This window comes from Streptomyces inhibens, from assembly GCF_022221585.1.
GTDB lineage: Bacteria > Actinomycetota > Actinomycetes > Streptomycetales > Streptomycetaceae > Streptomyces > Streptomyces inhibens.
This window is the reverse complement of the sequence record NZ_CP084681.1, coordinates 976,372-1,001,207: the sequence shown is the minus strand read 5'-3', so window position 1 is coordinate 1,001,207 and position 24,836 is coordinate 976,372. Positions and strand designations below refer to the sequence as shown.

Here is a 24,836-nt window from a genome sequence, read left to right as displayed (position 1 = left end):
GGCGCGCGACCACCCGGCCCTGCCCGGCCGGCTCACCCACCTCGGACCTGCCCTGCGCATGACCTACGAAGCCACCGGCGACGTGACCAGCCTGCACCAGGCGGCACGGCACAGCCGCGACGCCGTCGACACCGCAGGACCCGAGCACCCCAAGTACGCCATCTACGCTTCCAACCTGTCGTCGGCGCTGCGGTTCGAGTACGAGCAATCCGGCACACCGGAAGCGCTCGACGAGGCCATCGGCCACGGCTACTACGCGCAGGCCCGCGAGGTGCTCAGCGACATCAACGCCGTGATGTACGGCCGCCACGATCCCCCTTCACGGGTGGGTCTGGCGCAGGCTGTCGATACGGCCAGCCGGAAGCCGTACTGGAGATTCCGGCCCTGACCGCCGGCCCGGCCAACATCGCGAAGGGACGGACCAGTGCGGCCCGCCCCTTTGGATCTCACCTGCCGGTGCAGTGCCGGTCGGCCAGCGTCAACGCTTCGTCCAGGACGGCCAGGCCCTCACGGATTTCGTCGGCCGTCACCGTGCAGGGCGGTACGACGTGGATCCGGTTGAAGTGGCTGAACGGCCACAGCCCGTGCTGTGTGCAGGCGGCGACGACCTCGTTGATCGGCGCGGCGGCCCGCCCGGTGGCGTTGAACGGCACGAGCGGTTCGCGGGTGTCGCGGTCACGGACGAGTTCGATCGCGCAGAAGACGCCAAGCCCGCGTACGTCGCCGACGCTGGGGTGCTTGGCGGCCAGCGACGCCCGGCCCGGGGCGATGACGTCGTCGCCGATTGTCCGGGCGTGCTCGATGATGCCTTGGGTCGCCCCCGGGTCCCGGCCGACCGACGCGCACCAGTGGTCGAGCACCCGGTGCTTCTCGGCCATCTGCTCGGGCCCGCCGAACCCGTGCCAGACATCGGCGCGGATCGCGGTCAGCCGCAATGTCTTGTTGACCCCGTTGACCCGTTGCCGCCGATCAGCAGCCGTATCTTCCGGGTCGGCCGGGGGTCAGGGCGTCCCAGCGCTTCTCGATCCGGGGCAGCGCCTCACCCAGGTCGTCGAGCCGGCTGCCGGCCGTGCCGAACTCGTAGCCGTACTCGGCGAATTCCCGCTCCGACCAGCCCGCGCCCATGCCCGGCACCAGCCGGCCGCCACTGATGTGGTCCACCGTCCGTGCCATGTCGGCCGGCAGGTCCGGGTTCCGGTACGAGTTGCAGCTGACCAGCGGCCAAAACTCCACGTGGGAGGTCGCCTCCGCTCAGGCGCCCGGCATCGTCCGGCACTCGGAGTGCTCGCTGTCCGGGCTGCCGTAGTGGGCGAAGAAGTGATCCCAGTTGAACAGGATGTCGACATCCATCTCGTCCAGCCGGGTCGCGGCCCGCCGGATGTCGGCGTGCCGCACCGTTGCGGCTGGATCTGTACCCCGATGCGGACCGGGTAGCGGCCGCAGGGCAGTTCAGACGCGCTCATCTCCATGTTTCTTGGCAGGCTTGAGCCTGACGGTGTTGCGGAGGTCGCCGACGCCGTCGACACGGGCTTCCACAGTGTCCCCGTCGTTGATGACGCCGGCGCCGGGGGTTCCCGTCGCGATCACGGTTCCGGCTTCGAGGACCATGCCGCCGGAGAAGTAGCCGACCTGCCAATAGGGGTCGTACATCATCGCAGCTACCTGGTTGGACGCGATCGTCTTCCCGTTGACGACGGTGGATATCCGCACGGCGGAGAGGTCGGGGATCTCGTCGGGGGTGACGACCCAGGGGCCGAGGCTGCAGAAGGTGTCGAAGGCCTTCGCCCAGGGAATGTGGCGGGGGTTGACCCGGATCGCGTCCTCGGCGGTCATGTCCAGGACAGTGGTATAGCCGAAGATGACGGACGGGGCGTCCTCAGGTGACACGTCGCGGCAGGTGGTTCCGATGACCACGCCGAGCTCGGCTTCGGCGGTGACGCGCTGCGACTGGCTGGGGAGCAGGATGTCGTCGCCGTACCCGATCACCGTGGAGGGCGGCCGCATGTAGGAGCCGGGGGCGTCGGTCGGCTGTCGTACCCCCAGGTCGTCGGCGTGGCGCACGTAGTTCAGGCCCACACCCCACAGCTTCGGCGGACACCGGTACAGCGGCCCGAATTCCGGCCCGCCCTGCGCGGCCGGCACGCCGAGGTCGGGCAGGGAGGCGACCGTGGACGCGAGCGCGACGGCCTCGCCCTTCTGGATGATGTCCAGCATGGTGGGGCCGTAGAGGGTTCCTGCGGTCGCGTTGATGAGGCTCAGTGTGGCGATTCCGCCGGTCACCGACACGCCGACGTCCTCACCGGTCTCGGTGCGAAGAGTGCAGAGTCGCACTGTTTCATCCTTCCTGTGGTGCCCAGATCACGCGGCGGCGTTCTGTCCGGCGATTGCGTTCTGTCCGGCGATGCTGACGATGTTGAGAACCCTGAACATCGCTACGTCGTGGTGGTCGACGCGGCGAAGGATGCCGAGGATGAGGAGGTGGTAGATGTCGTCGGCGCATTCCGCAGCCGTCAGGCCCATCTTGTCCGCCACCTCCGGCACCGACCAGTAACCGTCTATTTCGCGGGACGTTTTGTGGGACATGGTCGATAGCAGGTCACGTTGGCGGCTGCTCAGTGTGGCAATGGTGTGGTGGACCGACGCGTAGGCGTCCGGCTGCTGATGGCCGCCGTGGGGTCGTCGCGCAACGGTGAGCGGCTCGATGGTGAGTTGGTGGGCGAGCTGCCGCAGGGAGTAGATCAAGCTCCAGTGGGCGGCGGATTCGAGAGCAGCGGGAAGGCCGTCGAGTGCGCGGCAGATCCGGGCGACGTCCGCGAGAATATGAGCGTCGGGACGGAAGGCCGGCTGAAGTCGCTTCGCCTGAGCGAGCAACAGCGCCACCGACGCCACTTTCTCCAGGTCCGCCGACTCGGTGTCGGATGGGGGCACCGGAAGCGGTGCGAGGGGGAAGAGGGTGTCGAGGGGCATATCGACAGGGTTTCTCGTCGTGACGAGAATCCGCAGCCGGGGGCATGCGGCCAGGAGATGGGCTGTGATGTCCGCCAGCTCGTCCTCCGGCCGGGCACCGTCGAGGACGAGGAGGCTGTTCGACTCCCCGATGGTCTCGACGAGGCGCCGACGACTGTCGGGCCCGGAGTGCACGACCTCGCGCAACCACGTGGGTTGCTCCGGAGCCCCCACCGGCGCCCTTCCGCTCCGGAGCTGGCCGTCGTCGAGGGGCGGCCAGAGGACCGTCGAGTGCTCGGCTGCCTCGAGTGCGTGCGCCACCTCCAGTGCGAGCCGTGTCTTGCCGACGCCCTCGATCCCGGTGATCGTGACCAGGCGGTGGTGCTCGGCGCCGAGCATCGTCGTCAGCGCCGCCAGCTCCTGCTCCCGGCCGATGAACGGGCCGCTCATGGCCGGCTCGGCTGCCCCCGCCAGGAAGCCGAGCGAATGCTCGTTCGCCAGCCGGTTCATCTGGGGGGCGCTGATACCAAGGGCGTCGGCGAGAAGGCGCAGGGAGTCTGCCCTGGGTTGCCGTACCCTCCCGTTCTCCAGATCGCGTATCGCTCGAACGCTGAGAGTGCTGGAGCGCGCCAGCTGCTTCTGAGACAGTCCGATCTGTAGTCGCAGGTTGCGAAGTCGTCGGCCGAAGGGCGTAGCCCCCGTCCCGCCGCCGTTGGCGCAGCCCTGACGGAATCCGAGCGGAATATTCTGCTTGATCGACTCACCGGCGGCGATGGTCGGTTCGCGGCGCAGGGTCATCGGCGTCTCCCGCCCCGAAGGCCGAGTGGAGATCCGACCGATTCCTGCCACCGATGGTGTTTCCATGGCACATGCTCCTCGGGGCCGCTGCCGCGACCCGGTACAGGGCCGTGGCAGCGGCCCCGGATCGGTGTACAGGGCCGTGGCAGCGGCCCCGGATGGGTCTCAGGGTGCGGATCGGTTTCAGGGGCGCAGCAGGTTGAACATCTCGGCCCGGAGCCCGGCGTCCTCACCGAAGGCCCCGCGGTAGGCCGTCGAGGTCATCTGGGCGGCCGCCTTGATGCCGCGCATCGTCATGCACAGGTGCTCGCCCTTGGCGATGACGGCCACGTCCTCCGCCCCGCTGAGCACGGCGATGTCCTCGGCGATCTCGGAGACCAGCCGCTCCTGAACCTGGAGCTTGTGCGCGTGCCGATGGGCGATCCGGGCGAACTTCGACAGGCCCAGCAGCCGGTCGGTCGGCCGGTAGGCGATCGTCACCGAGCAGTTGAACGGCAACAGGTGGTGCTCGCAGAGGGACCAGACCTGAATGTCCGAGACGACCACCAACTGCTTGGGGCCGATCGACTCGAACAGGGTACCGACCGAGCCCGGCTCGTAGTTGATGAATTCGCGCCACCAGCGGGCGAACCGCGCCGGCGTATCGCGCAGTCCGTCGCGGTCGGGGTCCTCCCCGATCTCCTTCAGGAGCTGCCGGGCGAGTCCGACCAGTGGGTCTTCCTCTCGCGGCTTCTCCGAGTCGACGTCATCCTCCTGCATCCACGTCGTCACAGACATTCAGGCACCTCTCCAGTCCGACCGGCACGGCCGTTGCTAGATTCCGATGAACGGGCGGCTGCTCTCGTCAGCCGGCCGGCTTTTCAGGGCCGGTACTCGGCCCATGTCTTGGGGGTTTCGGAGATTCGCACGGATGTCAGTTCCGGGAACTCCTTCGACCAACGCTCGTAGAGCCACACCGCCAGGTTTTCGGCGGTGGGGTTGTTGTCCACCAGGTCGTTGAGGTGACGGTGGTCGAGCGTCTGGTCGAGCCACGACTTGAAGGGGGCCAACTCGCCGTAGTCACGAACGAACCCCGTCGGCGTCAGTTCCGTCAGATCGGCGCTCAGCTCCAGCTCGACGACATAGTTGTGGCCGTGCAGCCGAGCACATTGGTGTCCCTCGGCCAGGCCGGAGAGCCGATGGCTGGCAGAGAACTCGAACTTCTTCGTGATGCGCAGCGTCATGTCTCCGATTCACCTTTCTCGCTTGATTCAGCCACGCGTTCAGACACCTCGCGTGTCGCCCCACAACAAGGTGTGCAGGCGTGTTGTGAGATTCCAACCTCGTGTGATCACCGCGTCGGCCAGCTCGGCCATGTGCCGGCTCACCTCGGCGCCCGTCTGCCCCTTCGGCATGATCCAGACCGAGTCGAGGCCGAACTCCTCGACCAGTCCGGCTACTTCGTCCAGGTCGCCGGCGTTGCGGCAGACGAACTTGAACGTGGTGCCTTCCGTCACCGCGAGGCTTTTCAGCGCGTCCGGCACGATCCGCCGATTGACCGCATCGCCCGAGTGGGCCAGCTTCGGCGAGACGTTGAAGCGGACTCCGGCGGCCACCAGGGCCGGGTCGGCGGCGTGCGTGCCGTTGGTCTCGATCTCGATTTCCAGGCCTCGCGCCGTGAGCAGCTCGACCAGCGGGACCAGTCGGTTCTGCTGGCCGAGCGGCTCGCCGCCGGAGATGACGATCAGCTCGACGCCGAACGCGAGGAGCTCCTCGGCCACCTCGCGGACGGGTCGGCGGTGCAACTCCTTGCGGGGGTCGTACTTGACCCCGGAGTCGCCCGCCCCGGTCCAGTCCCACGTGTAGGGCGTATCGCACCACGTACACGACAAGTTGCAGCCACCGAGCCGCAGGAACGCACACCTGCGGCCCATGGACCGGCCTTCACCCTGGACGGTCGGGCCGAAGATCTCGTTGACTACGAGTTCCGGTTCCACGCGGCACCGCCTCCTTCCGTGTCGAGGCCACCGGTGAGGCGGCCGGCACCGGTCACTGCGGTATCACTGCTTCGCGATAGACCGTCGGGTCCGTGATGCCCAGATCCGCGAACGCTCCGCGTCTCTCCACACACGCCGCACACGCACCACAGTGGATTTCTTCACCGCGAAAGCACGTCCAGGTCTTGTCCCAGGGCACTCCGAGCTTCTCGCCGAGAGCGACGACTCCGGTCTTCGGCAGTTCGATCAGCGGAGCGAGCAGTTCGACCTCGGGCGCAAGCGAACCCTTGGTCGCCACCCGCTCCATCTCGACGAACAGCCGCAGGAACTCCGGAGAGGTGTCGGACGGGCCGACGTCCTCGGCCATGACGCCGAAAGCCACGGCATCCGCCTGCACGGTGACCGCCAGCGCGAAGGCCACCGACAGCAGCACGGCGTTACGGTTCGGCACGATGTTCGGGTTCCCGCCGACCGGCCGGTCCGGGCGGGGCACGGCCACGGACGGATCCGTCAGCGACGATCCGCGCATGACGCTCCGCAGCGAGCGCAGATCGACCTCCTCGTACGGCGCTCCGAGCCGTTCCGCGGCAGCGGCGGCGAACTCGAGCTCCTTGCGGTGGCGCTGACCGTAGTCAACGGCCAGCACCTGAAGGTCGTGACCCTCGGCGGCGAGGTGATGCGCCATGGTGACCGAGTCGATCCCGCCGGACACCACGGTTACGATTCTGCTCATGCCTCAGCCCCCGTGACGGAGTCGAGCGAGACGCCGAGCTTCTCGAGGACCGTCCGCCGCGCATACGCCGGCGACAGCCCCCGGCCACCACCGACCGGAGCGGCCAACGGCTCGATCAGCGTGTCGGGGTCGGTCTCGAAGAAGAAGACCAGCGACAGCAGTTCCTCATCCGGAGCCGCCGGGCTGGGCGGCAGCACACGGTGCTTCAGCGCCCGCCAACGCCCATCGGTCCACTGCTCCATCAAGTCACCGAGATTGACGATGAGCGAGTCCGGGCTGTACGGCGGCGAGAACCAGTCGTCCTCCTCGTTCCACGCCTGCAACCCACCCACACCTCGCTGACGGCTCAGCAACGTGACGGTACCCAGGTCGGTATGTGGCCCGTTGCGGAACTGACCGCGAGCGACCTCTCCGATGCTCGAATACGACGGGTACCAACTGGCATTCTGCGTCCACGTCGCCAGCTGCGCCCGCGAGGTGAAGAAGTCCTCCGGCAGCCCCAGCGTGACGGCAAGCACCTCGTTGACCGCCTGCACCACCCGCAACATATGCGTCGTGTACGCATCCGCGGCCGCCCGCAACTCCGGCAGCTCGACCGGCCAGCGGTTCGCCGGATAGTTGAACCGGTCCCGCTGCTCGTCGCCGGTACGGTGACCAGGCCCCACGTAGAACGACTCGTGAAGGTCCGGCGCGCTCGGGGCCTCCTCGCCCTCGCTCACCGGTACCCCGACCCCACCGGGGGGATGCATCTCGAGCCATCCGCCGTCGTACGGGGCCTCGATGGCGTACTGAGCCTTGACCTCCTTCCGCAGAGCGAAGAACCGCTTGGCAGTGGCCCGGAAGTCGTCGATCACGGCTTGCGGCACACCGTGCCCGGACACCAGGAACAGACCGGTGCTGCGCAGCGCGGCGTCCAGCTCCGCGGCGATCGGGGCGCGATCGGCGTCGGATGCCTTACGCCACGCCTCGAGGTCGACTTCGGGAATTTTGCCTGGCACAGCCGTGACCTCTCACTTGCTCCGCGCGAGTACGGGGCCCACGCAGGTACGGATGATGTCGAGACCTTCGTCCAGGTCGTCGTCGCTGATGGTCAGCGGGGGCAGCAGCTTCGCCACGTCGCCGGCCGCACCGGACGTCTCCATGAGCAGGCCGTTCTCGAAGGCCGCGACGCACACCGCGCGGGCCGCGCCGGGCGTGGCGAACCGCAGCCCGGCCGCGAACCCCCGGCCCCGGACCTCCAGGCCCGCCTCGGGGTGCTCGACGGCAATGGCACCCAGGGCCGCCGCGATCCGCTCCCCTCGCTCGCGGGTGGACTTCTCCAGCGTCCCGTCACTCCAGTAGGAGCGCAGCGCCTGTGCTCCGGTCACGAAAGACCCGCTGACACCGCGGAACGTCCCGTTGTGATCGCCCGGTTTCCAGACGTCCAGTTCCGGCCGGATGAGAGTGAGAGCCAGAGGAAGGCCGAACCCTCCGATGGACTTGGACAGACACACCATGTCGGGAGTGATCCCGGCGTCCTCGAAGCTGAAGAACGATCCTGTGCGGCCGCAGCCCATCTGGACGTCGTCCACGATGAGCAGCACCTCGTGCCGTTTGCACACGCCTGCGAGGTCGCGCAGCCAATCCGCGTCGGCGGCCCTCAACCCGCCCTCGCCCTGAACGGTCTCCACGATGACGGCAGCGGGCCGGTCCAGCCCGCTGCCCCCGTCCGACAACAGCCGGTCGAGATAGCGCGGGCCGGTTTCCCCGATGCCCGGATAGCCGTCGTAGGGCATCGCGGTCGTCAAGGTCAGAGCCACGCCGGCGGCCGCACGCTTCGCCGCATTGCCGCTGACCGCAAGGGCCCCCAAAGTCATCCCGTGGTAGGAGTTGGTGAAGCTCACCACCGACTGCCGTCCGGTGACCCGCCGGGCGAGCTTCAGAGCCGCCTCGACCGCATTCGCACCGCCCGGACCGGGGAACGCCACCTTGTACTGCAGCCCTCGCGGCGTCAGGAGAAGGTCCTGGAAGGTCTCGAGAAAGTCCCGCTTCGCCACGGTGGACATGTCCAGCGCATGCGAGACCCCGTCCCGGACGATGTAGTCCAACAGAGCCTGCTTGAGGAAGGCGTTGTTGTGACCGTAGTTGAGCGCACCCGCACCGGCGAAGAAATCCAGGTAGGGCCGACCGTCCTCGGAGAACAGCCGACTACCTTCCGCCCGGTCGAACACGACCGGCCACAGCCGGCTGTAGCTGCGGACCTCGGACTCGAGATCGTCGAAGATCGTCATGTCGCCCTCCTCGCCTGGACCACGAACCAGTGCCGGTCAAGCCGGACACCACGGTCACTGCCGGCCGATGCCACATAGCGCTCGAACGGAACCCGGTCCGCCGCCGTGTCGTAGTCCTCGAAAATCGGCACCTGGCGCAGGAACTTGTCGAGCTCGACCGGCGAGTGGTAAAACTCCTCGGTCCGGAAGGCCTTCTCCAGCACCACCGTGAAACCGGCCCCGGTGAGCTCCTCCACCACCTCATCCATCACCGGTCTGCCGTCCCAGCGGCCGTAGAGCTGGCCCCGGCCGAAGGCCTCCTTCAGCTCGCGGACGTCCGTCTCGCCGATGCCCATGTAGATCAGATGACCGCCGGGCTTGAGCACCCTGCGGAACTCTTCCGGGAACAACGGCCCTCGCCGGGACGTGAGCACGTCAGCCTCCCCGTCAGGAAGGCCGGTACGGGAAGCATCACGCCGCTCGAACCTGACGTCACCCAGCCCCATCACCTCACGCTTCCGCTCGGCGGACTCCAGCATCGACGCCGACATGTCGATGCCGAGCACGCTGCCGAACGCCGGGGCGATCCTCAGCAGGCTGCGCCCATCGGCGCAGCCGACATCGACCAGCCGGCCATCCGGACCGCCCAGGCCCCTCGCCAGCTCGTCGAACGCGGCCTCCGGATCACCGTCCGGGAAGACGTCGGTACGCAGCCCCCCGCTGGTATATTCGCCGAACTCGTCGGCAACCCGCGAGTAGAAATCCGGGTTCATCATCACCTACCTCGGTTTAATCGATCCGGCAGAACCACTGCGCGGAATCCATTCGGCATGTGGGTCGTATTGCGTCCGACCGCCGACGGAAAAACCGCGTTAAAGCGTTACCAGCCACGCGCTGTGATCGCGCTTCAGCGATTCCTGCTCGGACCGGCATCGTCAACGATGTCCGTCCGTACGGACTTCTCGGGCAAGGCTCAGCGCTAGGTACGCCCCGCCGCAGGGGCCAGGTGTAGCCGCTGCTTCATGCCGCGCGAGTACGTCTCGACCCTCGCGTCCGCCTTCGCCGCCAGGCCGAGTCGGTCCAGCAAGTGCTCGGTGCGCGACTGCAATACCCTTCGGGGGACCTTTTGCACGGCCCCCCGGAACTCAAGGTTCTGGCGACCGGTCAACCGCGTGTACAGGCCGCGGTCGCAGCCCATCACAACACCGATCAGCGGGTGCACGTTACGGCCGTTGCGTACGACGTCGTGGCCGCAGACCGTGGCGTATCCGGTGGTCGGCGGGAGAATGGTGCTCGGAATCTTGACGAGGGTCGTCTTGCCTGCCCCGTTCGGGCCGAGGAGTCCGTGCACTGCCCCCTGGGCCACGGTCCGGGAGAGGCCCAGGAGCGCACGCACCGGGTCCTTCCTCTTCCGGGGGAACTCCCTGACAAGGTCTACCGCTGCTATCGCGGGGGGATCCGTGCTGTGCTGCGGTTCGGGTTGCGGGGCGCCGAACAGAGCAGGCGTCACCGCTTCCCGGGTCACTACGGTCATTGGACTACTCCTTGAGGACCGTCCCCTGAAGGGGCGCCGAGGTCGGCAGGACCCCAATCTCCGGTGTCGCCCTATCGGCCCGGCATCCTGGAGCATCCACGGCAGACAGGGCCGGGATAAGACGGTGATAGCGCGGGCATGCGGCCGCGATGGGCACCTGGCCCACGCTGGTTCCAGCAACGCCGCACGGATCGCGAAGCGGGTTGCGAGACGAATGGCCACATCGAAGGAGAGCTGAGATGTCCGTCAAGAAGTTGCCGGCCGCCATGACGCTTGCCGACGGCCCAACCACCGACAACACGCCCTGGACGTGACCGGCCGGCCGCCAGATCGTGTCAGCTGACCGACGTCACGGGCCTTCCTAGGATGGCAACGATGTCAGCCCGTACGGCAGCGGCCCCGCTGTGGTCCAGGATCCGCTCCCGAATCCTGGCCGATTGCGAGTAGTACTCGACGGCTTGTTCCACGCGACGCAGATCGACATTGACCCGGCCGAGGTCGTGCAGCACATACCCTTCCCCGACCGGATCGCCGTTCGCCCTGACCATGGCGAGAACTTCAAGCAGGGTCCGCTCCGCCGCCTCGTACTGCTGCTGGTACATCAGCATCTGGCCCAACCGCCGCAGCACGAGGGCTTGGCCCCGGTCGAAGCCGGTCGACCGGCAGATGCCGAGGGCTTCGTCGAGATATGAACGGGTTCGCGTGAAGTCTGCTCGCCGCATCGTGATGTGCGCCATCTCGCCAAGCACGTACGCACGACCGATGACGTCCTCCGCCTGCACGAATTTACGCTCGGCGCTCTCGTAAAGGGCCAGTGCCCGATCGTCGTCACCATGGTGCCGCTCGATGCGCGCCAGGTCACGCAGGCACAGTGCCTGCCCACGCACTTCACCAATCCGCTCGAACATCCCCAGAGCGGCGCTGAGGTAAGGGCCTGCTGCCTCATGCTCGCTCCGATGCAGGTGCAGGGTCCCCAAGGAGCCGAGAACCGCCGCCTGGCCCCGTTCGTTGCCGGCCTCTTGTACCGCAGTCAGCGCTATCCGATGCGTGCGCTCCCAGAGGTCGGGATAGCCACGGGCCTCGAAGAGCGTTACCAGAGTGGTGGCCAACTCCCAACACAACTCGTCCAGCCCGGACCGGGCCGCCAACTCTACTGCGCTCAAAAGGTTGGTCTGCTCGCTCTCCAGCCACCCGAGCGGGTCGCGGAGGCACCGCCGGACGAGGTCCTCCGGCGGATGCCATCGTTCGGCCTGGCCGGACACGAGCGTGTATGTACCGCCGTAGATCTCCTTGTGCGCCCGCTCGGCGAGCGCCATCCAGCCACCGACCATTCGCCGCACCGCTCCGACACGTTCTGCTTCGGGAATCTCCGCAGCCAGCCGTTCCTGCGTGAACGTCCGCACGATCAGCGACAGTCCGTACCGGATCTCCCCGCCCTGGTCCATGGCCGTAATGTCGAGCAGCCGCATGTCGATGAGCGGTTCCAAGAGGTCAGTGGGGCGCAGCGTGCGGTCGTCGACAAGGGCGGCACCCAGCCAGCTCGGAATCACCGTTCCTTCGGCCAGGCTGAGCAGGCACAACAGGCGACGGTCGGCCGCCGCCAGGCCGTCGTAGCTGAGCGAAAGACTTGCCCGGATCGACAGCTCGCCGTGTGCCAGCTCGTCCAGCCTGCGGTGCTCGTTCTCAAGCCGGTTCCACATGGAGGTCAGTGACCAGTGCGGGCGCGCGGCCAGACGCGCGCCGATGATACGCAGCGCGAGCGGCAGCCCGCCCACCAAGCGTATGAGGACCCGCGCTGCCTCCGCCTCACCCTCGACCCGGTGCTCCCCAATGATCCGTCCAAGCAGCTGGAGGGCCTGCTCCGGGCTCAGCGGCTCCAGGTCGAACCGGCGTGTACCCGGCAACGCCGTCAGCAGGCTGCGGCTGGTGACCAGCACGCCGCTGCTGCCGGTTCCGGGAAGCAGCGGCATCACCTGCGACTCGCTCACCGCGTCGTCCAGTAACACCAGGATCCGGCGATCGGCCAGCAGACTGCGATACATCTCCGCGCACTCGTCAAGCGAATCGGGGATGGCCTCGCCGGGTATGCCCAGTGCTCGGAGGAATCGCCTCAACGCCTGAGCCGGGTCTACCGGTTGTCCGCCCAGCCCTCGAAGATCGCAGTAGAGCTGTCCGTCCGGGAAGTACTCGGTTGCCAGTCGGTGCGCCACGTGCGTGGCCAACGTGCTCTTGCCGACACCGGGCCTGCCAAGCACCAAGGCCACGCTCAGCGGCCCTTTTCCCTGGCCCTCGGTAACGGCGTCGCAGATCGCTGAAACGATCGTGTCGTCGGCTACGAAATCGCCGATGTCGGCGGGCAGTTGCCGAGGTGTGACGACGGGGTCGGGATCGGCACCAAGCTCTTGCGCCGACGGAGAGACTTGCGTTGCCACGACGGCACGCGGTTCGGGTTGTTCAGCCAGTGCCAGGCCAGGGGCGTCGGTCAGGATCGCTTGCGCCAGGTCGCGCAGTTCCCTGCCCGGGTCCAGGCCCAGTTCCTCGGTGAGCAACGCGCGGCCCTGGTGGTAGGTATCCAGCGCCTCCGCCTGCCGGCCCGAACGATACAACGCCAGCATGAGGTGCCCCCGCAGCCGCTCACGCAGCGGATGGCCGGCGACAAGCTGCATCAGCTCGCCGACCAGGTGCTCGTGACGGCCCAGCTCCAGCAACAGCCGCATGCAGGTCTCCACCGCTTCCAGGCGGCTCTCGTCCAACTGCGCTGCCGTGCCGGCCAGGACCTCGCTGGGTACACCGGCCAGGCACCGCCCCCGCCACAGGCCTATCGCCGAGCGAAGCGTTTCCACCGCAGGCATCTTCAGACCATCACGGGCCAGAGCATGTGCCTCTGTTACCAGGCGACGGAAGTTGCCGACGTCGGTCGCATCCTCCGGCGCCCTCAGGATGTAGCCACGAGCGCGGGTCTCGATGGTGGCGTCAACTTTTCCGTCCGAAAGTGCCTTGCGGAGCCGGGAGATGCAGATCTGCACCTGGGCGCGTGCGGTCTTCGGTGGACGGTGAGCCCAGATGACATCCACCAGATAGGTCGTCTCCACCACCCGGTTCAGTTCGAGCACCAGAGCCCCGAGGACGATCTCTTGACGCCCCGGTGCCACGGATACGGCCCCCAGCTCGCCGCTCACCTCAAGCGGCCCGAGCACCCGGAAAGGAGCTGCCGCTACGCCGCTGCCGTTGTAACCTGACGAGTCTGCCATGTATACCCTGCTTCTGTGGTATCAGCCAGGCGATGTGGTCCGGCTTGCAAAGTTGGACGGAACTCATGCCGACCTGGTTGGCTACTCAGCCGTAACCGTTGGCTGCGTCGCCAAGCACATCCAAGAGCTCGGCTGTCGCCGATCGTCGCCCGGTGAAGTCCATGAGCCCGCACGACAGCTGGAGCCGGGCCGGCTCGGCCGGGGCCGGCGCGTGGACCGCGGTCGCGCGCATCTGGGTCCATACATGGGCCGGGCAGCGGTGCAGCGGCTCGGTCTCCCCGTCGCTCGACAGCAGTGAGGCATAAAGCCCGGCCAGCACGGGGCTCGGCTCGAGCCCGAGCTCACGGGCCAGGAGCTGCCGCATGGCCTCGTACTGGGCTAGGGCCTCGGCCGGCCGGCCCGAGCGGTAGAGCGCCGGCATCTGAGTGCTGAGCAGGCGCTCGTGGAACGGGTGCCGCCGCGCCAGCTCATAAATGCCTTCGACCACTCGCGTATGACGACCGAGGGCGAGCTCTGCCTCCGCCCAGCTCTCGAAGGCACCGTGGCTCGGCCGCGACGAGCGGCACCGGAACCCGCTCGGGAAGGGCCAGGCCACGCCATAGGGCCACCGCCTCGCCGAGCGCCCGCGCCGCCCCCCTCGACATCACCGGTACGCTCCGCCGCTTGCCCGGCGTGCACGAGTTCCCGAAACTGCAGCGCGTCGAGTTGCTGCGGCCACCTGGATCAGGTAACCGCGAGTGGCGGACACGTTGCTTGAAGGTGATCTTCAACGTCTCAGCATCGCCCGCTGCCACCCGGGCCTGTAGCGGGCCCAGAATGCCGAACCACACCGTGGGTCCGCGGCCGACCGTCCCCGCCTCGGGAACGTTCACCGAACGCCTGCCCGGCGCGTGTTCGGCCGCCTTCGACTTGCAGTCCCACGGATGCCCACCCGCCGTTGCGTTCCGGGGCGGGGAGAACTCCGCCGGCGTGGTGTCGTTCATCGAGACTGCTCCGATCAGCGCTGTACCGGGACGGGGGAGGGGGAGAAGGGTGCGGTGTGTGCGGCTGGATGAGACTGAGGCCGTGGTGTAGCGCGTCGTTGACCCGGAACGTGCGCTCCATGCGCTGTTCGTGCCAGGTCCGGCCGTTGAAGTGTAGTCCCACGACCAGATCGGCGTCCGGGTCAGCGAAGGGCTGACGGTGCTGCACAACCCGATGCCTCGCACGCTATATGAGGTGTATGCGCACAGTGTATAGGTGGGCCGCTCAGTGCCCGCTGTGCCCGCTGTGCCCGCCCTGGGGTGCTCGGCGTCCGCCGAGTGCCCGAAGGCGCCCAAGGAGACGTGCCGGTGGCACTCGGGCTTCTCACCGCGACGACCGAGCCCAGGCGCTCCTTCATCGTGCGCGGGAAAAGTGGTGGCGATACTGGCCCGGTGTGACGCCCAGGGTGCGTTTGAAGCGGCGGTGCAGGGTCTCGGCGAAGCCGAAGCCGCAGACTCGGACGATCGCGTCGATGGTGGTATCCGTCCCGCAGCGGCTTACGCGTGGGCCGCTGCGCGGCGAGCTGGGTGCTGAACTGTGCTTGGCCGCCCGGGCGTTGGACGGACATCACCAGCATCCGCGCGACGGCCCGGGAGACCTCGGGCCCGTGGTCCTCCTCGACCATGGCGAACGCCAGGTCCCTCCCCGCCGTGATTCCGGCGGACGTCCACTGCCGCCCGGTCACCTTGCGTGCCGGCTGGAGCGCCGCCTCGATCGCGTTGGCGCCCCCGGGTCCGGGGAACACCACCTTGCAGTCCAGTCCCCGCGGGATGAGCACGAGCTCTTCGAACGTCTCGAGGAAGTCCCGCTTCGCCACCGTGAACATGTCCAGCGCGTGCGGGACCCCGCCCCGGGCGATGTGGTCCAGCAGGACCTTCTTCGGAAAAGGGTTGCTGTGCCCGTAGTTGAGGGCACCCGCGCCGGCGAAGAAGTCGAGGTAGGGGTGGCCTTCTTCGGAGTGGAGCCGGCTGCCTTCCGCCCGGTCTAACGCGACCGGCCACGGTCGGCTGTAGCTTCGCACCTCGGAAGCCGATGCCACGTAACGGTCGAACGGACCGCGATCCGCCACCGGGTCGTAGTCTTCGAAGATCGGCACCTGCTGGAGGAAGGTGCCGAGGTCGGTCGGTGAGTGGAAGAACTCCTCGTAGAAGAAGGCCTTCTCCGCCACGACGGTGAAGCCCGCTCCGGTCAGCTCCTCGGCCGTCTCCAGTGCCACCGGCCGACCGTCCCACCGGCCGTAGAGCTGGCCGCGGCCGAAGGCCTCCTTCAGCTCGCGCACGCCCTGTTCCCCGATGCCGAGGTAGATCAGTGATCCGCCGGGTTTGAGGATCCTCCGGAACTCGTCCGGGAACAGCGGTCCGCGCCGCGAGGTGATCACATCGACGTCGCCATCGGGCAGACCGGTGCCGGAGGCGTCACGCAGTTCGAACTCGACGTGGTCCAGCCCGCTGGTCTCCCGGTGGCGCCCGGCGGATTCCAACATCGGCATCGACAGGTCGATGCCGAGAACCGAGGTGAACGCGGGCGCGACGCGCAGCACGTTGCGGCCGTCGGCACAGCCCACGTCCACCAGGCGAGCGCCGGTATGAACCAGCCCGATCGCCAGGCCGTCTAACGCATCCTCCGGATCGCCGTCCGGGAAGACCTCCGTGCGTTGTGCCCCGCTGGAATACCCGCCGAACTTGTCGGCCACCTGTGAATGGAATTCCGGGTTCATCGTGACCCTGCCTCTATGGATACGGTCGATTCAGCGGCATTGCCGCAGGGCCCCACTGATGTGGACATGGCAGCGGTGGCCCCGGTAGAGGTGCCACGTGGGCAATCAAGGCCAGCGGCAAGGCAGAAGCGGCCGGGGCCACGGTCGAACCTGCTGTGGCTTCAGGGCGCCGACGGCTCAGAATTCGTCGGCGCCGTTGCGCAGCTCGGGCGTCCAGTAGCCGGTCTTCGTGACCGCGTCGTCGATCGCGATGCCGCCCTTGGGCGCGGTGACGACCTTGCTGCCCTCGGCGGGGCCGTCGGCGGCGAAGAGGTTCACGTTGAAGGAGGTGACGGCGCGGTTCTTCTCGTCGACGCCGCCGTTGTTGATCCGCACGGCCGCGTAGGCCGGGGCTCCGGCGTTCAGCACGACGGGGGTGCCGGGCTTGCTCTTGGCGACGGACGGAACGTCCTTGGCGGTCTGGACGTCGCCGAACGCGATCAGCGGGTACTGGAGCAGCGTGCAGGCGTGGCCCGAGACGTTCGTCGCGGTCAGCGTGATGTGCGTGGTGGGCACGCCGTCCTGCTTGGCCGCGGAGATCTTCACGTCGCTGACGGTGCAGGCCGGGGCCTTGCCACCGTTCTTCTTCCGGGAACCGGCCTGCGCGGCGGGGGCGTTGGATCCGGAGGTGTCCGAACCGGCGGTGTCCGTGCCCGCCGCGGCCTTGCTGTCGGCGGCCGTGCCCTTCTTCTCGGCGCCGGCGCCCGAAGCCTTCGAGGACGAGGCGGCGGCCCCCTTGTCCTTCGCACCGTCATCGCCGCCGCAGGCGGTGAGCGTCAGGCTGAGGGCGGCGACCGCGGTCGCGGCGAGTACGGCCGGGCGACGGATGGAGGTACGCATGTGGGGCTCCCCGCGTGATCTGGTCGGTGCGGTCGATGCCCTATGCAGGCATCTGGTCTGCGCACAGCTTCGGTCCCTGCGCTGACGTTCCGCTGACGTTCCGCTGACGCCTCGTTCAGCTGGTCATGGCAGTACGAGGGCGGGCCGGTTCAACGGGCGGTGGCCACCCCGCTCGGCGGGCCGGGCTGGGCCGGCGGCCGACATGACGCCGCAGGACACCCCGCCATTCCGTGAAGGGGTGCCCTCGGGCGCTCAGCCCCTGGGTCTGAATTGACCCATGCTTTCGACACGGAAGTGCACCCTGCGACAGGTCTATCGGCTACCTAGAGTCGTAGTCACGAAGCCACGGCAGAAGCCCGCGGCAGCAGCCCAGGACCAGGGAGAACCACCATGAACGCCACCGCACTCAAGCCGGTTCTGACCCGCGCCGCCGACGCCGAGACCACCAGCGACCCCAGCAGCGTCATGACCCTGCTCGCCGACTGCGGCACCGACGGCAGCTCACTCACCAGCTACCGCTCGCAGTTCACCAAGGGGGCGGTGGGCGCCCCGGCCCACTTCCACACCCGGGCCTCGGAGCTCTTCTTCGTCATCGGCGGCTCCCTTCAGGTACTCATCGACAACGAGGTCAAGATCCTTCACGAGGGCGATCTCCTGCTCGTACCGCCGCACACCCCGCACGCCTTCGCCGCGGCACCCGGAGCCGAAGCCGACGTACTCTTCGTCTTCACACCCGGCATGCCGCGCTTCGACTACCTCCGACTGCTCGGCCGCGTAATGCGGGGCGAGGCGAGCCCCCAGGAAATCAAGGAATCGTCCAAGCACTTCGACAACCACTACGTCGACAGCCCGGTCTGGCGCGCCACCCTCGAAGCAGCGCAGTGACCCGGCGGGAAGCAGCGCCACCCCAAGCAGCTACCGCCCAGGCCTGCCGCGTCCACTCAACGAAAAACCCCGGAATCGCTGCTGGTCTTGTGGGTGAAGTAGCTGTGGCGGACCCGGCGGTGCTCGTCGGGGTGATCAGTGACCAGAAGACCGTGCACCATGTTCCGCACCGCACCTCCTGCCGGGCTCTCGGCGTGCCGGAGGCGTGGTTTTACAAGTGGCGCCGCAGGCCCTCTGAGCCGACGAAGTGCGAGGCCAGGCGGGCGGCGTCGGCCGTGCGGATCCGCTACTTCTTCGACCGCTCCAGCCGGACGTACGGCTCGCCGAGGATCACGCTGGATTTGTGGGAGGAGGGCTGGCAGGTGTCGCAGAACACCGTCGCCGAGATCATGGCCGAGCTCGGCCTGCAAGGCTGCGAGCCGCCTCGCCGTCGCCGTTCGCCGACCCGCCCTGGCAAGCGGAAAGCCGCTCCTGACCTGGTGCGACGCGAGTTCGACGCCATCGCGCCCGATGTCTTGTGGTGGAGCGACATGACGGAGATCGACACGGGCGAGGGCAAGCTCTACCTCGCATTTGAAACGTCGCCACAGCGCGGCCGGCGGGAAACCGCCCGCCGAGTTCGAATGGGTCATCCAGGAAGCGAGCCCGAACCGATCAGAAAGGCCGGGCCGCATACCCAACGTCTCTACGAAGCCAGGCGATTGACACCTCTGCGGCTTCAGCCCGTTCCGTACCAGGTGAGTGCAGCCGGAAATACGCGGCGCGCCTCAGTGAGGTGTGCTTGCCGCCGCCGTCGTTTCCTTCCACACCGCACGGGCCGCTTGCAGAAAGGCGTCGTTCTCCGCCGGTTTCCCCACGGAGGCGCGCAGTCGACGCGGTATACCGTTGTCGCGGATCAGGACTCCGTGGTCGAGCATGGCCTGCCACGCCCGGCGGGTGTCGTCGAAGGGGCCGAACTGCACGAAGGGAGCGTCGGATTCGTTGACGTCGTAGCCGATGGCCGTCAACTCGCTCACGACGCGGCGCCGTTCGTCCTTGAGCTGTTCCACGTAGGCCAACAGTGTGTCGGAGTGGTCGAGCGCGGCCATGGCGAGTGCCTGGGTCACGGACGACAAGTGGTAGGGCAGCCGTACGAGTTGTACTGCGTCGACCACGGCGGGGTCGGCGACCAGATAACCCACACGCAGCCCCGCGGCGCCGAAAGCCTTGGACATCGTACGGGTGACCACGAGGTGGGGACGGTCCTCGACCAGTGGCACCAGGGACGGCCGGTCGGAGAACTCCCCGTACGCCTCGTCCACGACGACCATGCACGGACGGGCCTCCTGCGCCGTGTCGTACAACTCGAGCACGGTCTTTGCGGGGACGGCGGCCCCGGTCGGATTGTTCGGAGAGGTGATGAGGACGAGGTGGGGCCGTTGCTCGGCGAGAGCCTCGCGCGCGGCGCGCAGATCGATGCCGAAGCCCTCGTCCCGCATGCAGGAGATCCACGTCGTACCGCTGTTGCGGGCGATCAGCGCGTGCATCTCGTACGACGGCTCGAAGCCGAGGGCGCGACGGCCCGGGCCGCCGAACGCCTGGAACAGCTGCTGGATCACCTCGTTGGACCCATTGGCAGCCCACACCCGCCGGGCATCCACAGGGTGACCGGTGGCGCGTGTCACGTACCCGGCCAGCCCGGCCCTCAGCTCCAGTGCGTTCCGGTCCGGATAGCGGTTGAGCCCGCCCGCGACCTCGCGCACCCGTTCCGCCATCGCCCGCACCAGCGGCTCCGGCAGCGGATAGGGGTTCTCGTTGACGTTCAGGCATACCGGAACATCCAGTTCGGGAGCGCCGTATGGGGTCTGGCCGCGCAGCTCGTCCCGAACGGGTAGATCATCGATGCGGGTCACCGGGGGCCACCTTCTGGTCGGGGAATTCGAGGACGAGCGGGCCGGCGAGGTCGCGGCACTCCTCGAAGTAGGCGTGACGGGCGCCCTGGATCAGCTCCAGCCGGGAGTCCGGGATGCGGGCTGCCGGCAGCGGTGCGTTGGCGGTGGGATTGAGCAGGTCGTCGGTGCGGACTTTGCCGCTGCGGTCGATGCCGTGCCGACCGCCGGCCGAGGTGCAGCCGAGCACCAGGGCACGCACCCGCCGGGAGTGGCGGACGGCCAGACACTGGGCGACGCGCCCGCCCATGGACGTGCCGTACACGTCCGCCCGGTCCACGGCCAGTTCGTCGAGGAGAGCGAGTTGAACTCGGCCTCGGCGATGGGCAGTCGCCACACGCCACCCGCGCTCCGCGCGGTCTTGGACGGCTTGCCGCGCAGCGCAGCTTCGCATGGGGCTCGTTGTGCGCCGCGTGAGGGCCGTAGTAGAGCGGCAGGGCGTCGGCCGCGCGGTAGGCGGGGATGAAGACGCGGCGGTGGAGATCCGAGAGATTCTTCTCCGACGAGCAGCCTGGAATCCTCCGCGAGCTCGGAGAAAACGCGGTCACGTGCGGTGGGCGCCCAGGTTCGGCGCGCCTTTGTGCCGTCTTCGGGTTCTGCTTCGGCGATACCGGAGCGGTCAGGAGAAGAGAACAGATCGTCCACAATTCCGCGTGCCTTGTCGAGCACGCCATTGTCGAAGATTCCCTCCACGACACAGTAGCCATTCTCCCCGTAAAACCTGACCTGGCTCTGGGTGAGGATGCTTCCCATGCTCTCCACTGGCTTCCGGGTCGTTCGGTCCGTCGGTCGTTCAAGGTTCATTCCGCAGCTAATTGCCGTGGTCAGTCTTGCACCCTGCCGATAGGCGTCGCAAGGGAAGGCGAGGCACATCAGGGGGGCACCTTCACGCGCCGACTGCCTCGTGTCTGCCGCCCCTTCTGCCGCCTCTCCGTGTACGCCGTCGCCAATCTCGAATGTCGCTGTTTCCCGGCTCCTACCCGGAAGCTTCAGGAACGTTGAGATGTTCAATGACAAGTCAGCCGCACGAGGTCGTCGGCAATGGACACTCGGAGTCGGTCGAAATCCTGGACTGTGCGCTCCGGGACGGCAGCAATGCCGTGGATTTTCCGTTCACGGAAGAGACCGTAAGGGACGTTCTGGTCGGTCTCCAGGGATCGGGCATACGGTTCATGGAACTGGGTCACGGGCTCGGTCGCAACGCCGCTGAAGCGCTGTCAAGCCCAGTCTGGTGTCCGACGAGCGATGCCTCGAAATAGCTTCAGAGTTCCTGACGACCGCGGACCGGGGGATGTTCTGCATCCCCGGCTTGGCCGAGCTGGACCACCTCAGGCGCGCCGCGGCCGCGGGCATGGGTGGGCTTCGTACGCGTCGGAGTGGACATCTCCGATGTCACGCCGGCCGAGGAGTTCGTCGCGCTCGCCAAGCAGCTCCGTCTGGCAACGTTCACGAACCTGATGAAGACGAACGTGCTCGACGTCGACGGTGTCACGGATGCGGCTCAGCGGGTGCGCGAAGTACGGTTCGGACGTCGTGTACCTCGTCGACTCGGCCGGCGGCTACCTGCCTTTCGAGGCCACCCAACTCTTCGACGCGGTGGGGCAGTCGGTCGACCTTCCACTCGGCTTCCACGGACACGACAACCTCGGGATGGCCAACGCCAACGCGCTCGCCGCGGTTCGAGCTGATGGCGGCGGTGGCTGAGATCGACCGGGTGAACCCGACGGAGAATCTGGTCATGCGGACCGCGGCAACACTCGCCGTACGCCAGCGGTCCGGGCTCCGGACGGGCGCGGACGTCGCAAGCGATGCGCCCAGGAGGTCAGGTTGGCGGAGGTGGGCCTTCCGCCCGCGACGGGGACGGTGATTCCCCACGGCGGACGGAAGGCCCACTTCGGTCTTCGCGCCGCGGTCTGCGCGTCACAGAACGGGGCACTGGCCCCCGTCGCAACGCACTGCGCTGCCGGTGATGTAGGAGGCGCGCTCGCTGCACAGGAATGCGGCGACTGCGCCGAACTCGTCCGGTTCGCCGTACCTGTTGAGGGGGATCTGCATTGCGGACGCGGCGGTCACCTCCTCCACCGTGTCGCCGGACTCGGCGGCACGGGCGGCGTCGATCCGCCGCACCCGGTCCGTGGCGATGCGCCCGGGCAGCAGCATGTTGACGGTGACGCCGTCTCCCGCGACCTGTGTCGCCAGCATCTTGAGGTATGCGGCGAGCGCGGTGCGCCCGATGCCGGACAGCGCCAGGTCCTGGATGGGGGCCACGACGGCGCTCGAACCCACCGCCAGAACCCGCCCCCATCGCTGCTCGCGCATGTGCGGCAGGGCCAGTGACACCAGACGGTGATGGGCGGTCACCAGTGACTCGACGGCGGTGCCGAGCTCCGGCTCATCGATCTCCGTCACACGGGCCGGTCGTGGCCCCGGCCCGTTGAGTACCAGGATGTCTGCGGGGCCGAATGCGGACCGCGTGGCCCGCATCAGCGTGTCGGCCCCGTCCGGGGCGAGCAGGTCCACGCCGATTCCCATCGCGCGCGGCAGGCCGGCCGCGACCTCTTTGGCCACGTCCGCGCGGCGTCCGCACACGACCACTTGGACGCCTTCCGCGGCCAGCGCCTCGGCCGTGGCCCTGCCCAGGCCGGAGGTGGACGCGCAGACGATCGCGGTTCTGCCGGTAATGCCGAGGTCCATCGATGCTTCTCCATGTCCTGAGCGGTTCTTCCACGGCGTGGACGGGATCGAGGCGAGACGGCGGCCGTCCGTAGGTGACGGGGAGAAGTGCCCTACCCGGCGAGCGGTGCCGCCTGCCGGACCCGGTTGCGCAGCATGCCGACACCCTCGACGAGCGCCTCGACGACGTCGCCGTCCTGAATGACCCCCGCGCCTGGCGTGCCCGTGGCGATGACGCTGCCCGCCTCCAGCACCATGCTGCCGGAGAAGTGGCCGACGAGCCAGTGCGGATCACACATCATCGCGGAGACCGTGTTCGACGAGATGGTACGCCCGTTGATCACCGTGGAGATGCGGTACCCGATGACCGTGGAGTTGGGCCCGAGGTACGACCCCGGCGCGCCCTTCGGCTGCTGGACCTCCAGATCGTCTGCGTGGTGCCGGTAGTTCAGCCCCACGCCCTACAGCTTCGGAGCGTTGTGACGGTGCACAGTCGCATGTCGGCCTGGAGCTGGGCGTCCGCGACGTTTTCGAGAACCCCACCGTCGGTGAACTCGCCGCCCGTACCGAGCGGCCCGGCAGCACCCGGCCGCCCCTGACGGCGGCACGGCGACCGGACGTCCCGCCCCTGTCCTTCGCGACCTCCGAGAGATCCTTGAGCGGAGTATCTCCAGGGGAGAGTGGTCGGGTCGGACGGTGCGCACGATGCCAACAGCCCCGTCACCGGTCCGGGCTCGGTGGGAACCCCTTTTCTCTGGGGGTGAGTTGGGTGTGGTGTGAGGTGGGGTGATGGAGGTTCGTTGAGCCCTAGGGACTTGTTCTCGGGGGGTGTGGCTCTGCGGCGGGTTGTTGTACGACTCGGAGCAGGAGCTGCTGATGCGGGCGTTCCCCGTAGTGATGCCGTCTGGGCGGAAGTACTGGACGGTGCTGGACGACGACCTGGAGGTCGTCCCGGTTGCTGATCGTTGGCTTCGCAACCTGCGGTTCGGGCGGGATCGGGCGGAGCTGAGCACGAAGGCGTACGCCGGCGGCGTAGCGCTCTACCTGCGCTGGTGCCGCGTACGGCGTCGTGGATGTCGAGGACCGTCACCCCGTCGATCTTCTCGATGGCCCCGGTGCCGAAGCACACCCCCACAACGGATCTTGTGATCCATTGCCGCATTTCAGAGGCACACCCGCGCTGTTCTGCCAGCGGTGAACACCGGCCCCACCGGGCTCGACGATCACTACAGTCCGGTCTCATGACGACGGTTACGACGCGCACGGTCGAATACCCGGCCGACAACCTGACGATGATCGGATACCTCGCGCTCCCGGCCGGTGCCGAGCGCCGACCCGCAGTACTGATCGGACCCGAGGGGGTGGGGCTCAGCGATGTCGAGCGCCGCCGGGCCGAAGCTCTGGCCGAGCTGGGGTACGTGGCGCTGGCTTTCGACCTCCACGGCGGACGCTATTTGGAAGACCCAGAGGAAATGTTGGCCCGTTGCATGCCGCTGCTCGCCGACCCCGACCGGATGCGAGGAATCGGTCACGCCGCGCTCGACGTGTTGCGTGCCGAACCACGGGCAGACCCCGACCGGACCGCCGCCGTCGGCTACGGCACCGGGGGCGCAGTCGCACTGGAACTCGGTCGTGATGGCGTCGACCTGCGCGCGATTGGGACAGTCAACGCACTGACCACGGGCCGACCGGGTGAGGCGGCACGCATTCGCTGCCCGGTATGGGCCGGGGTCGGGTCGGAAGACCCGATCATGCCGCCCGCCCAACGGGACGCGTTCACCGCAGAGATGCAGGCTGCGGGCGTCGACTGGCGCCTCGTGGTCTACGGGGGAGCCCTTCACGCCTTCCACCACCCATCGGTCGACCACACCGTGCGTCCCGGCGTCGGCTACCACCCACGGCACGCGCAGCGAGCCTGGCGCGACGTCGTCGACCTGCTCACCGAGTGCCTGCCCGTAACGGAGTGATCTGGTCGGCAACCGCGGCCATCACGTTCCTTTCTCGCCACGCCGGGCACGATACGGCGCACCAGCGACCACACCACGGACAGGTGAAACCCGCACCGCCGACGTTCGGTATCACCCGACGCCGTCCGGCAGGTGTCACCCGGGGCCGCGCAGGTTCACCTCGTCGGCCGACATGCCCTCCACCGCCACCCGGTGCCACACCTGTTGCACTCGATATGCTCAGCAGAACCGGCGCTGAGCTGCACGCCTTACCCCACGCCATACTCGCCGCCCCGGA

22 protein-coding genes and 5 pseudogenes are annotated in these 24,836 nt (G+C 68.0%); 5 read left to right on the top strand and 22 right to left on the bottom strand.

What is annotated here, in order from left to right; all coding sequences use genetic code 11:
• Nucleotides 1–58: 58 nt before the first annotated feature.
• Nucleotides 59–388: a hypothetical protein gene (locus KI385_RS04785; protein WP_238570974.1), complete on the top strand. Its 330-nt coding sequence runs from the start codon at nt 59–61 to the stop codon at nt 386–388.
• A 58-nt stretch (nt 389–446) separates the two neighbouring features.
• Here KI385_RS04785 and KI385_RS04780 read toward each other — a convergent pair whose 3' ends face one another.
• The 18 genes and pseudogenes from KI385_RS04780 to KI385_RS04695 all read right to left on the bottom strand — a co-directional run bounded on the left by KI385_RS04780 (nt 447) and on the right by KI385_RS04695 (nt 17,106).
• A complete protein-coding gene (locus KI385_RS04780; protein ID WP_238570973.1) occupies nt 447–935 on the bottom strand; it encodes an aminotransferase class III-fold pyridoxal phosphate-dependent enzyme in 489 nt (162 codons plus the stop codon).
• 34 nt (nt 936–969) lie between these two features.
• Nucleotides 970–1,239 (bottom strand): annotated as a pseudogene (locus tag KI385_RS04775) (LLM class flavin-dependent oxidoreductase); the annotation flags it as partial.
• 12 nt (nt 1,240–1,251) lie between these two features.
• On the bottom strand, nt 1,252–1,395 hold the full coding sequence (locus KI385_RS04770; protein WP_238570971.1) for a hypothetical protein: 144 nt from the start codon (nt 1,393–1,395) through the stop codon (nt 1,252–1,254).
• Nucleotides 1,396–1,449: 54 nt separating this feature from the next.
• Nucleotides 1,450–2,331: a fumarylacetoacetate hydrolase family protein gene (locus KI385_RS04765; RefSeq protein ID WP_238570970.1), complete on the bottom strand. Its 882-nt coding sequence runs from the start codon at nt 2,329–2,331 to the stop codon at nt 1,450–1,452.
• Between the two features lie 27 nt (nt 2,332–2,358).
• Nucleotides 2,359–3,744, bottom strand: a complete 1,386-nt coding sequence (locus tag KI385_RS04760; protein WP_238570969.1) for a helix-turn-helix domain-containing protein — start codon at nt 3,742–3,744, stop codon at nt 2,359–2,361.
• A gap of 183 nt (nt 3,745–3,927) precedes the next feature.
• Nucleotides 3,928–4,521, bottom strand: coding sequence for a GTP cyclohydrolase I (gene folE, locus KI385_RS04755; protein WP_238570968.1), 594 nt, complete (start codon nt 4,519–4,521; stop codon nt 3,928–3,930).
• An 83-nt stretch (nt 4,522–4,604) separates the two neighbouring features.
• A complete protein-coding gene (locus tag KI385_RS04750; protein ID WP_238570967.1) occupies nt 4,605–4,967 on the bottom strand; it encodes a 6-pyruvoyl trahydropterin synthase family protein in 363 nt (120 codons plus the stop codon).
• Nucleotides 4,968–5,006: 39 nt separating this feature from the next.
• Nucleotides 5,007–5,720, bottom strand: a complete 714-nt coding sequence (locus KI385_RS04745; protein ID WP_281066794.1) for a 7-carboxy-7-deazaguanine synthase QueE — start codon at nt 5,718–5,720, stop codon at nt 5,007–5,009.
• Nucleotides 5,721–5,772: 52 nt separating this feature from the next.
• Complete coding sequence (locus KI385_RS04740; RefSeq protein WP_238570966.1) at nt 5,773–6,453, bottom strand: 7-cyano-7-deazaguanine synthase; 681 nt, start codon at nt 6,451–6,453, stop codon at nt 5,773–5,775.
• Nucleotides 6,450–7,451 carry an isopenicillin N synthase family dioxygenase gene (locus tag KI385_RS04735; protein WP_238570965.1) on the bottom strand — a complete coding sequence of 334 codons (1,002 nt, stop codon included), beginning with the start codon at nt 7,449–7,451 and terminating at the stop codon, nt 6,450–6,452. Before KI385_RS04735 ends, KI385_RS04740 begins: the two co-directional genes overlap by 4 nt.
• A 12-nt stretch (nt 7,452–7,463) precedes the next feature.
• Nucleotides 7,464–8,723 (bottom strand): diaminobutyrate--2-oxoglutarate transaminase, encoded by a 1,260-nt coding sequence (gene ectB, locus KI385_RS04730; RefSeq protein ID WP_238570964.1) that lies wholly within the window; start codon nt 8,721–8,723, stop codon nt 7,464–7,466.
• Nucleotides 8,720–9,478, bottom strand: a complete 759-nt coding sequence (locus KI385_RS04725; protein ID WP_238577561.1) for a class I SAM-dependent methyltransferase — start codon at nt 9,476–9,478, stop codon at nt 8,720–8,722. The genes ectB and KI385_RS04725 overlap by 4 nt, the downstream gene beginning before the upstream one ends.
• A gap of 203 nt (nt 9,479–9,681) precedes the next feature.
• A complete protein-coding gene (locus KI385_RS04720) occupies nt 9,682–10,098 on the bottom strand; it encodes an ATP-binding cassette domain-containing protein (RefSeq protein ID WP_238570963.1) in 417 nt (138 codons plus the stop codon).
• A 473-nt stretch (nt 10,099–10,571) separates the two neighbouring features.
• A complete protein-coding gene (locus tag KI385_RS04715; protein ID WP_238570962.1) occupies nt 10,572–13,487 on the bottom strand; it encodes an AfsR/SARP family transcriptional regulator in 2,916 nt (971 codons plus the stop codon).
• Nucleotides 13,488–13,572: 85 nt separating this feature from the next.
• Entirely contained in the window at nt 13,573–14,082 is a 510-nt protein-coding gene (locus KI385_RS04710) for an AfsR/SARP family transcriptional regulator (protein WP_238570961.1), read from the bottom strand.
• Nucleotides 14,083–15,180: 1,098 nt separating this feature from the next.
• Nucleotides 15,181–15,579: pseudogene (locus tag KI385_RS04705) on the bottom strand (aminotransferase class III-fold pyridoxal phosphate-dependent enzyme); the annotation flags it as partial.
• 246 nt (nt 15,580–15,825) lie between these two features.
• Nucleotides 15,826–16,227 (bottom strand): annotated as a pseudogene (locus KI385_RS04700) (class I SAM-dependent methyltransferase); the annotation flags it as partial.
• A 177-nt stretch (nt 16,228–16,404) separates the two neighbouring features.
• On the bottom strand, nt 16,405–17,106 hold the full coding sequence (locus tag KI385_RS04695) for a DUF4232 domain-containing protein (RefSeq protein ID WP_238570960.1): 702 nt from the start codon (nt 17,104–17,106) through the stop codon (nt 16,405–16,407).
• Between the two features lie 390 nt (nt 17,107–17,496).
• On the opposite strand from KI385_RS04695, the gene KI385_RS04690 reads away from it, so the two are divergent.
• A complete protein-coding gene (locus KI385_RS04690) occupies nt 17,497–17,991 on the top strand; it encodes a cupin domain-containing protein (RefSeq protein WP_238570959.1) in 495 nt (164 codons plus the stop codon).
• 119 nt (nt 17,992–18,110) lie between these two features.
• A pseudogene (locus tag KI385_RS44510) lies at nt 18,111–18,347 on the top strand (hypothetical protein); the annotation flags it as partial.
• Nucleotides 18,348–18,758: 411 nt separating this feature from the next.
• Here the strand turns inward: KI385_RS44510 and KI385_RS04685 are convergent.
• The gene (locus KI385_RS04685; RefSeq protein ID WP_238570958.1) at nt 18,759–19,883 is read right to left on the bottom strand and encodes a histidinol-phosphate transaminase; all 1,125 of its coding nucleotides are present in this window, start codon (nt 19,881–19,883) and stop codon (nt 18,759–18,761) included.
• Nucleotides 19,867–20,223: pseudogene (locus KI385_RS04680) on the bottom strand (alpha/beta fold hydrolase); the annotation flags it as partial. The gene KI385_RS04685 and the pseudogene KI385_RS04680, both read right to left, overlap by 17 nt.
• A 1,190-nt stretch (nt 20,224–21,413) precedes the next feature.
• Here KI385_RS04680 and KI385_RS04675 point away from each other — a divergent pair.
• Nucleotides 21,414–21,623, top strand: a complete 210-nt coding sequence (locus tag KI385_RS04675) for a beta/alpha barrel domain-containing protein (protein ID WP_238570957.1) — start codon at nt 21,414–21,416, stop codon at nt 21,621–21,623.
• Nucleotides 21,624–21,839: 216 nt separating this feature from the next.
• Here KI385_RS04675 and KI385_RS04670 read toward each other — a convergent pair whose 3' ends face one another.
• Nucleotides 21,840–22,613: an SDR family oxidoreductase gene (locus tag KI385_RS04670; protein ID WP_238570956.1), complete on the bottom strand. Its 774-nt coding sequence runs from the start codon at nt 22,611–22,613 to the stop codon at nt 21,840–21,842.
• A gap of 92 nt (nt 22,614–22,705) precedes the next feature.
• Nucleotides 22,706–23,050: a fumarylacetoacetate hydrolase family protein gene (locus KI385_RS04665; RefSeq protein WP_238570955.1), complete on the bottom strand. Its 345-nt coding sequence runs from the start codon at nt 23,048–23,050 to the stop codon at nt 22,706–22,708.
• A gap of 783 nt (nt 23,051–23,833) precedes the next feature.
• Between KI385_RS04665 and KI385_RS04660 the strand changes: the two genes are divergently transcribed.
• Nucleotides 23,834–24,559, top strand: coding sequence for a dienelactone hydrolase family protein (locus KI385_RS04660; RefSeq protein ID WP_238570954.1), 726 nt, complete (start codon nt 23,834–23,836; stop codon nt 24,557–24,559).
• The last annotated feature ends 277 nt before the right edge of the window (nt 24,560–24,836 follow it).

Coding starts and splice junctions, on each gene's coding strand:
- KI385_RS04785 (WP_238570974.1), top strand. CDS start 59: ATGACCTACGAAGCCACCGGCGACGTGACCAGCCTGCACCAGGCGGCA.
- KI385_RS04760 (WP_238570969.1), bottom strand. CDS start 3,744: ATGACCCTGCGCCGCGAACCGACCATCGCCGCCGGTGAGTCGATCAAG.
- folE (WP_238570968.1), bottom strand. CDS start 4,521: ATGTCTGTGACGACGTGGATGCAGGAGGATGACGTCGACTCGGAGAAG.
- KI385_RS04750 (WP_238570967.1), bottom strand. CDS start 4,967: ATGACGCTGCGCATCACGAAGAAGTTCGAGTTCTCTGCCAGCCATCGG.
- KI385_RS04740 (WP_238570966.1), bottom strand. CDS start 6,453: ATGAGCAGAATCGTAACCGTGGTGTCCGGCGGGATCGACTCGGTCACC.
- ectB (WP_238570964.1), bottom strand. CDS start 8,723: ATGACGATCTTCGACGATCTCGAGTCCGAGGTCCGCAGCTACAGCCGG.
- KI385_RS04725 (WP_238577561.1), bottom strand. CDS start 9,478: ATGATGAACCCGGATTTCTACTCGCGGGTTGCCGACGAGTTCGGCGAA.
- KI385_RS04715 (WP_238570962.1), bottom strand. CDS start 13,487: ATGGCAGACTCGTCAGGTTACAACGGCAGCGGCGTAGCGGCAGCTCCT.
- KI385_RS04695 (WP_238570960.1), bottom strand. CDS start 17,106: ATGCGTACCTCCATCCGTCGCCCGGCCGTACTCGCCGCGACCGCGGTC.
- KI385_RS04690 (WP_238570959.1), top strand. CDS start 17,497: ATGAACGCCACCGCACTCAAGCCGGTTCTGACCCGCGCCGCCGACGCC.
- KI385_RS04675 (WP_238570957.1), top strand. CDS start 21,414: ATGCGGCTCAGCGGGTGCGCGAAGTACGGTTCGGACGTCGTGTACCTC.
- KI385_RS04670 (WP_238570956.1), bottom strand. CDS start 22,613: ATGGACCTCGGCATTACCGGCAGAACCGCGATCGTCTGCGCGTCCACC.
- KI385_RS04660 (WP_238570954.1), top strand. CDS start 23,834: ATGACGACGGTTACGACGCGCACGGTCGAATACCCGGCCGACAACCTG.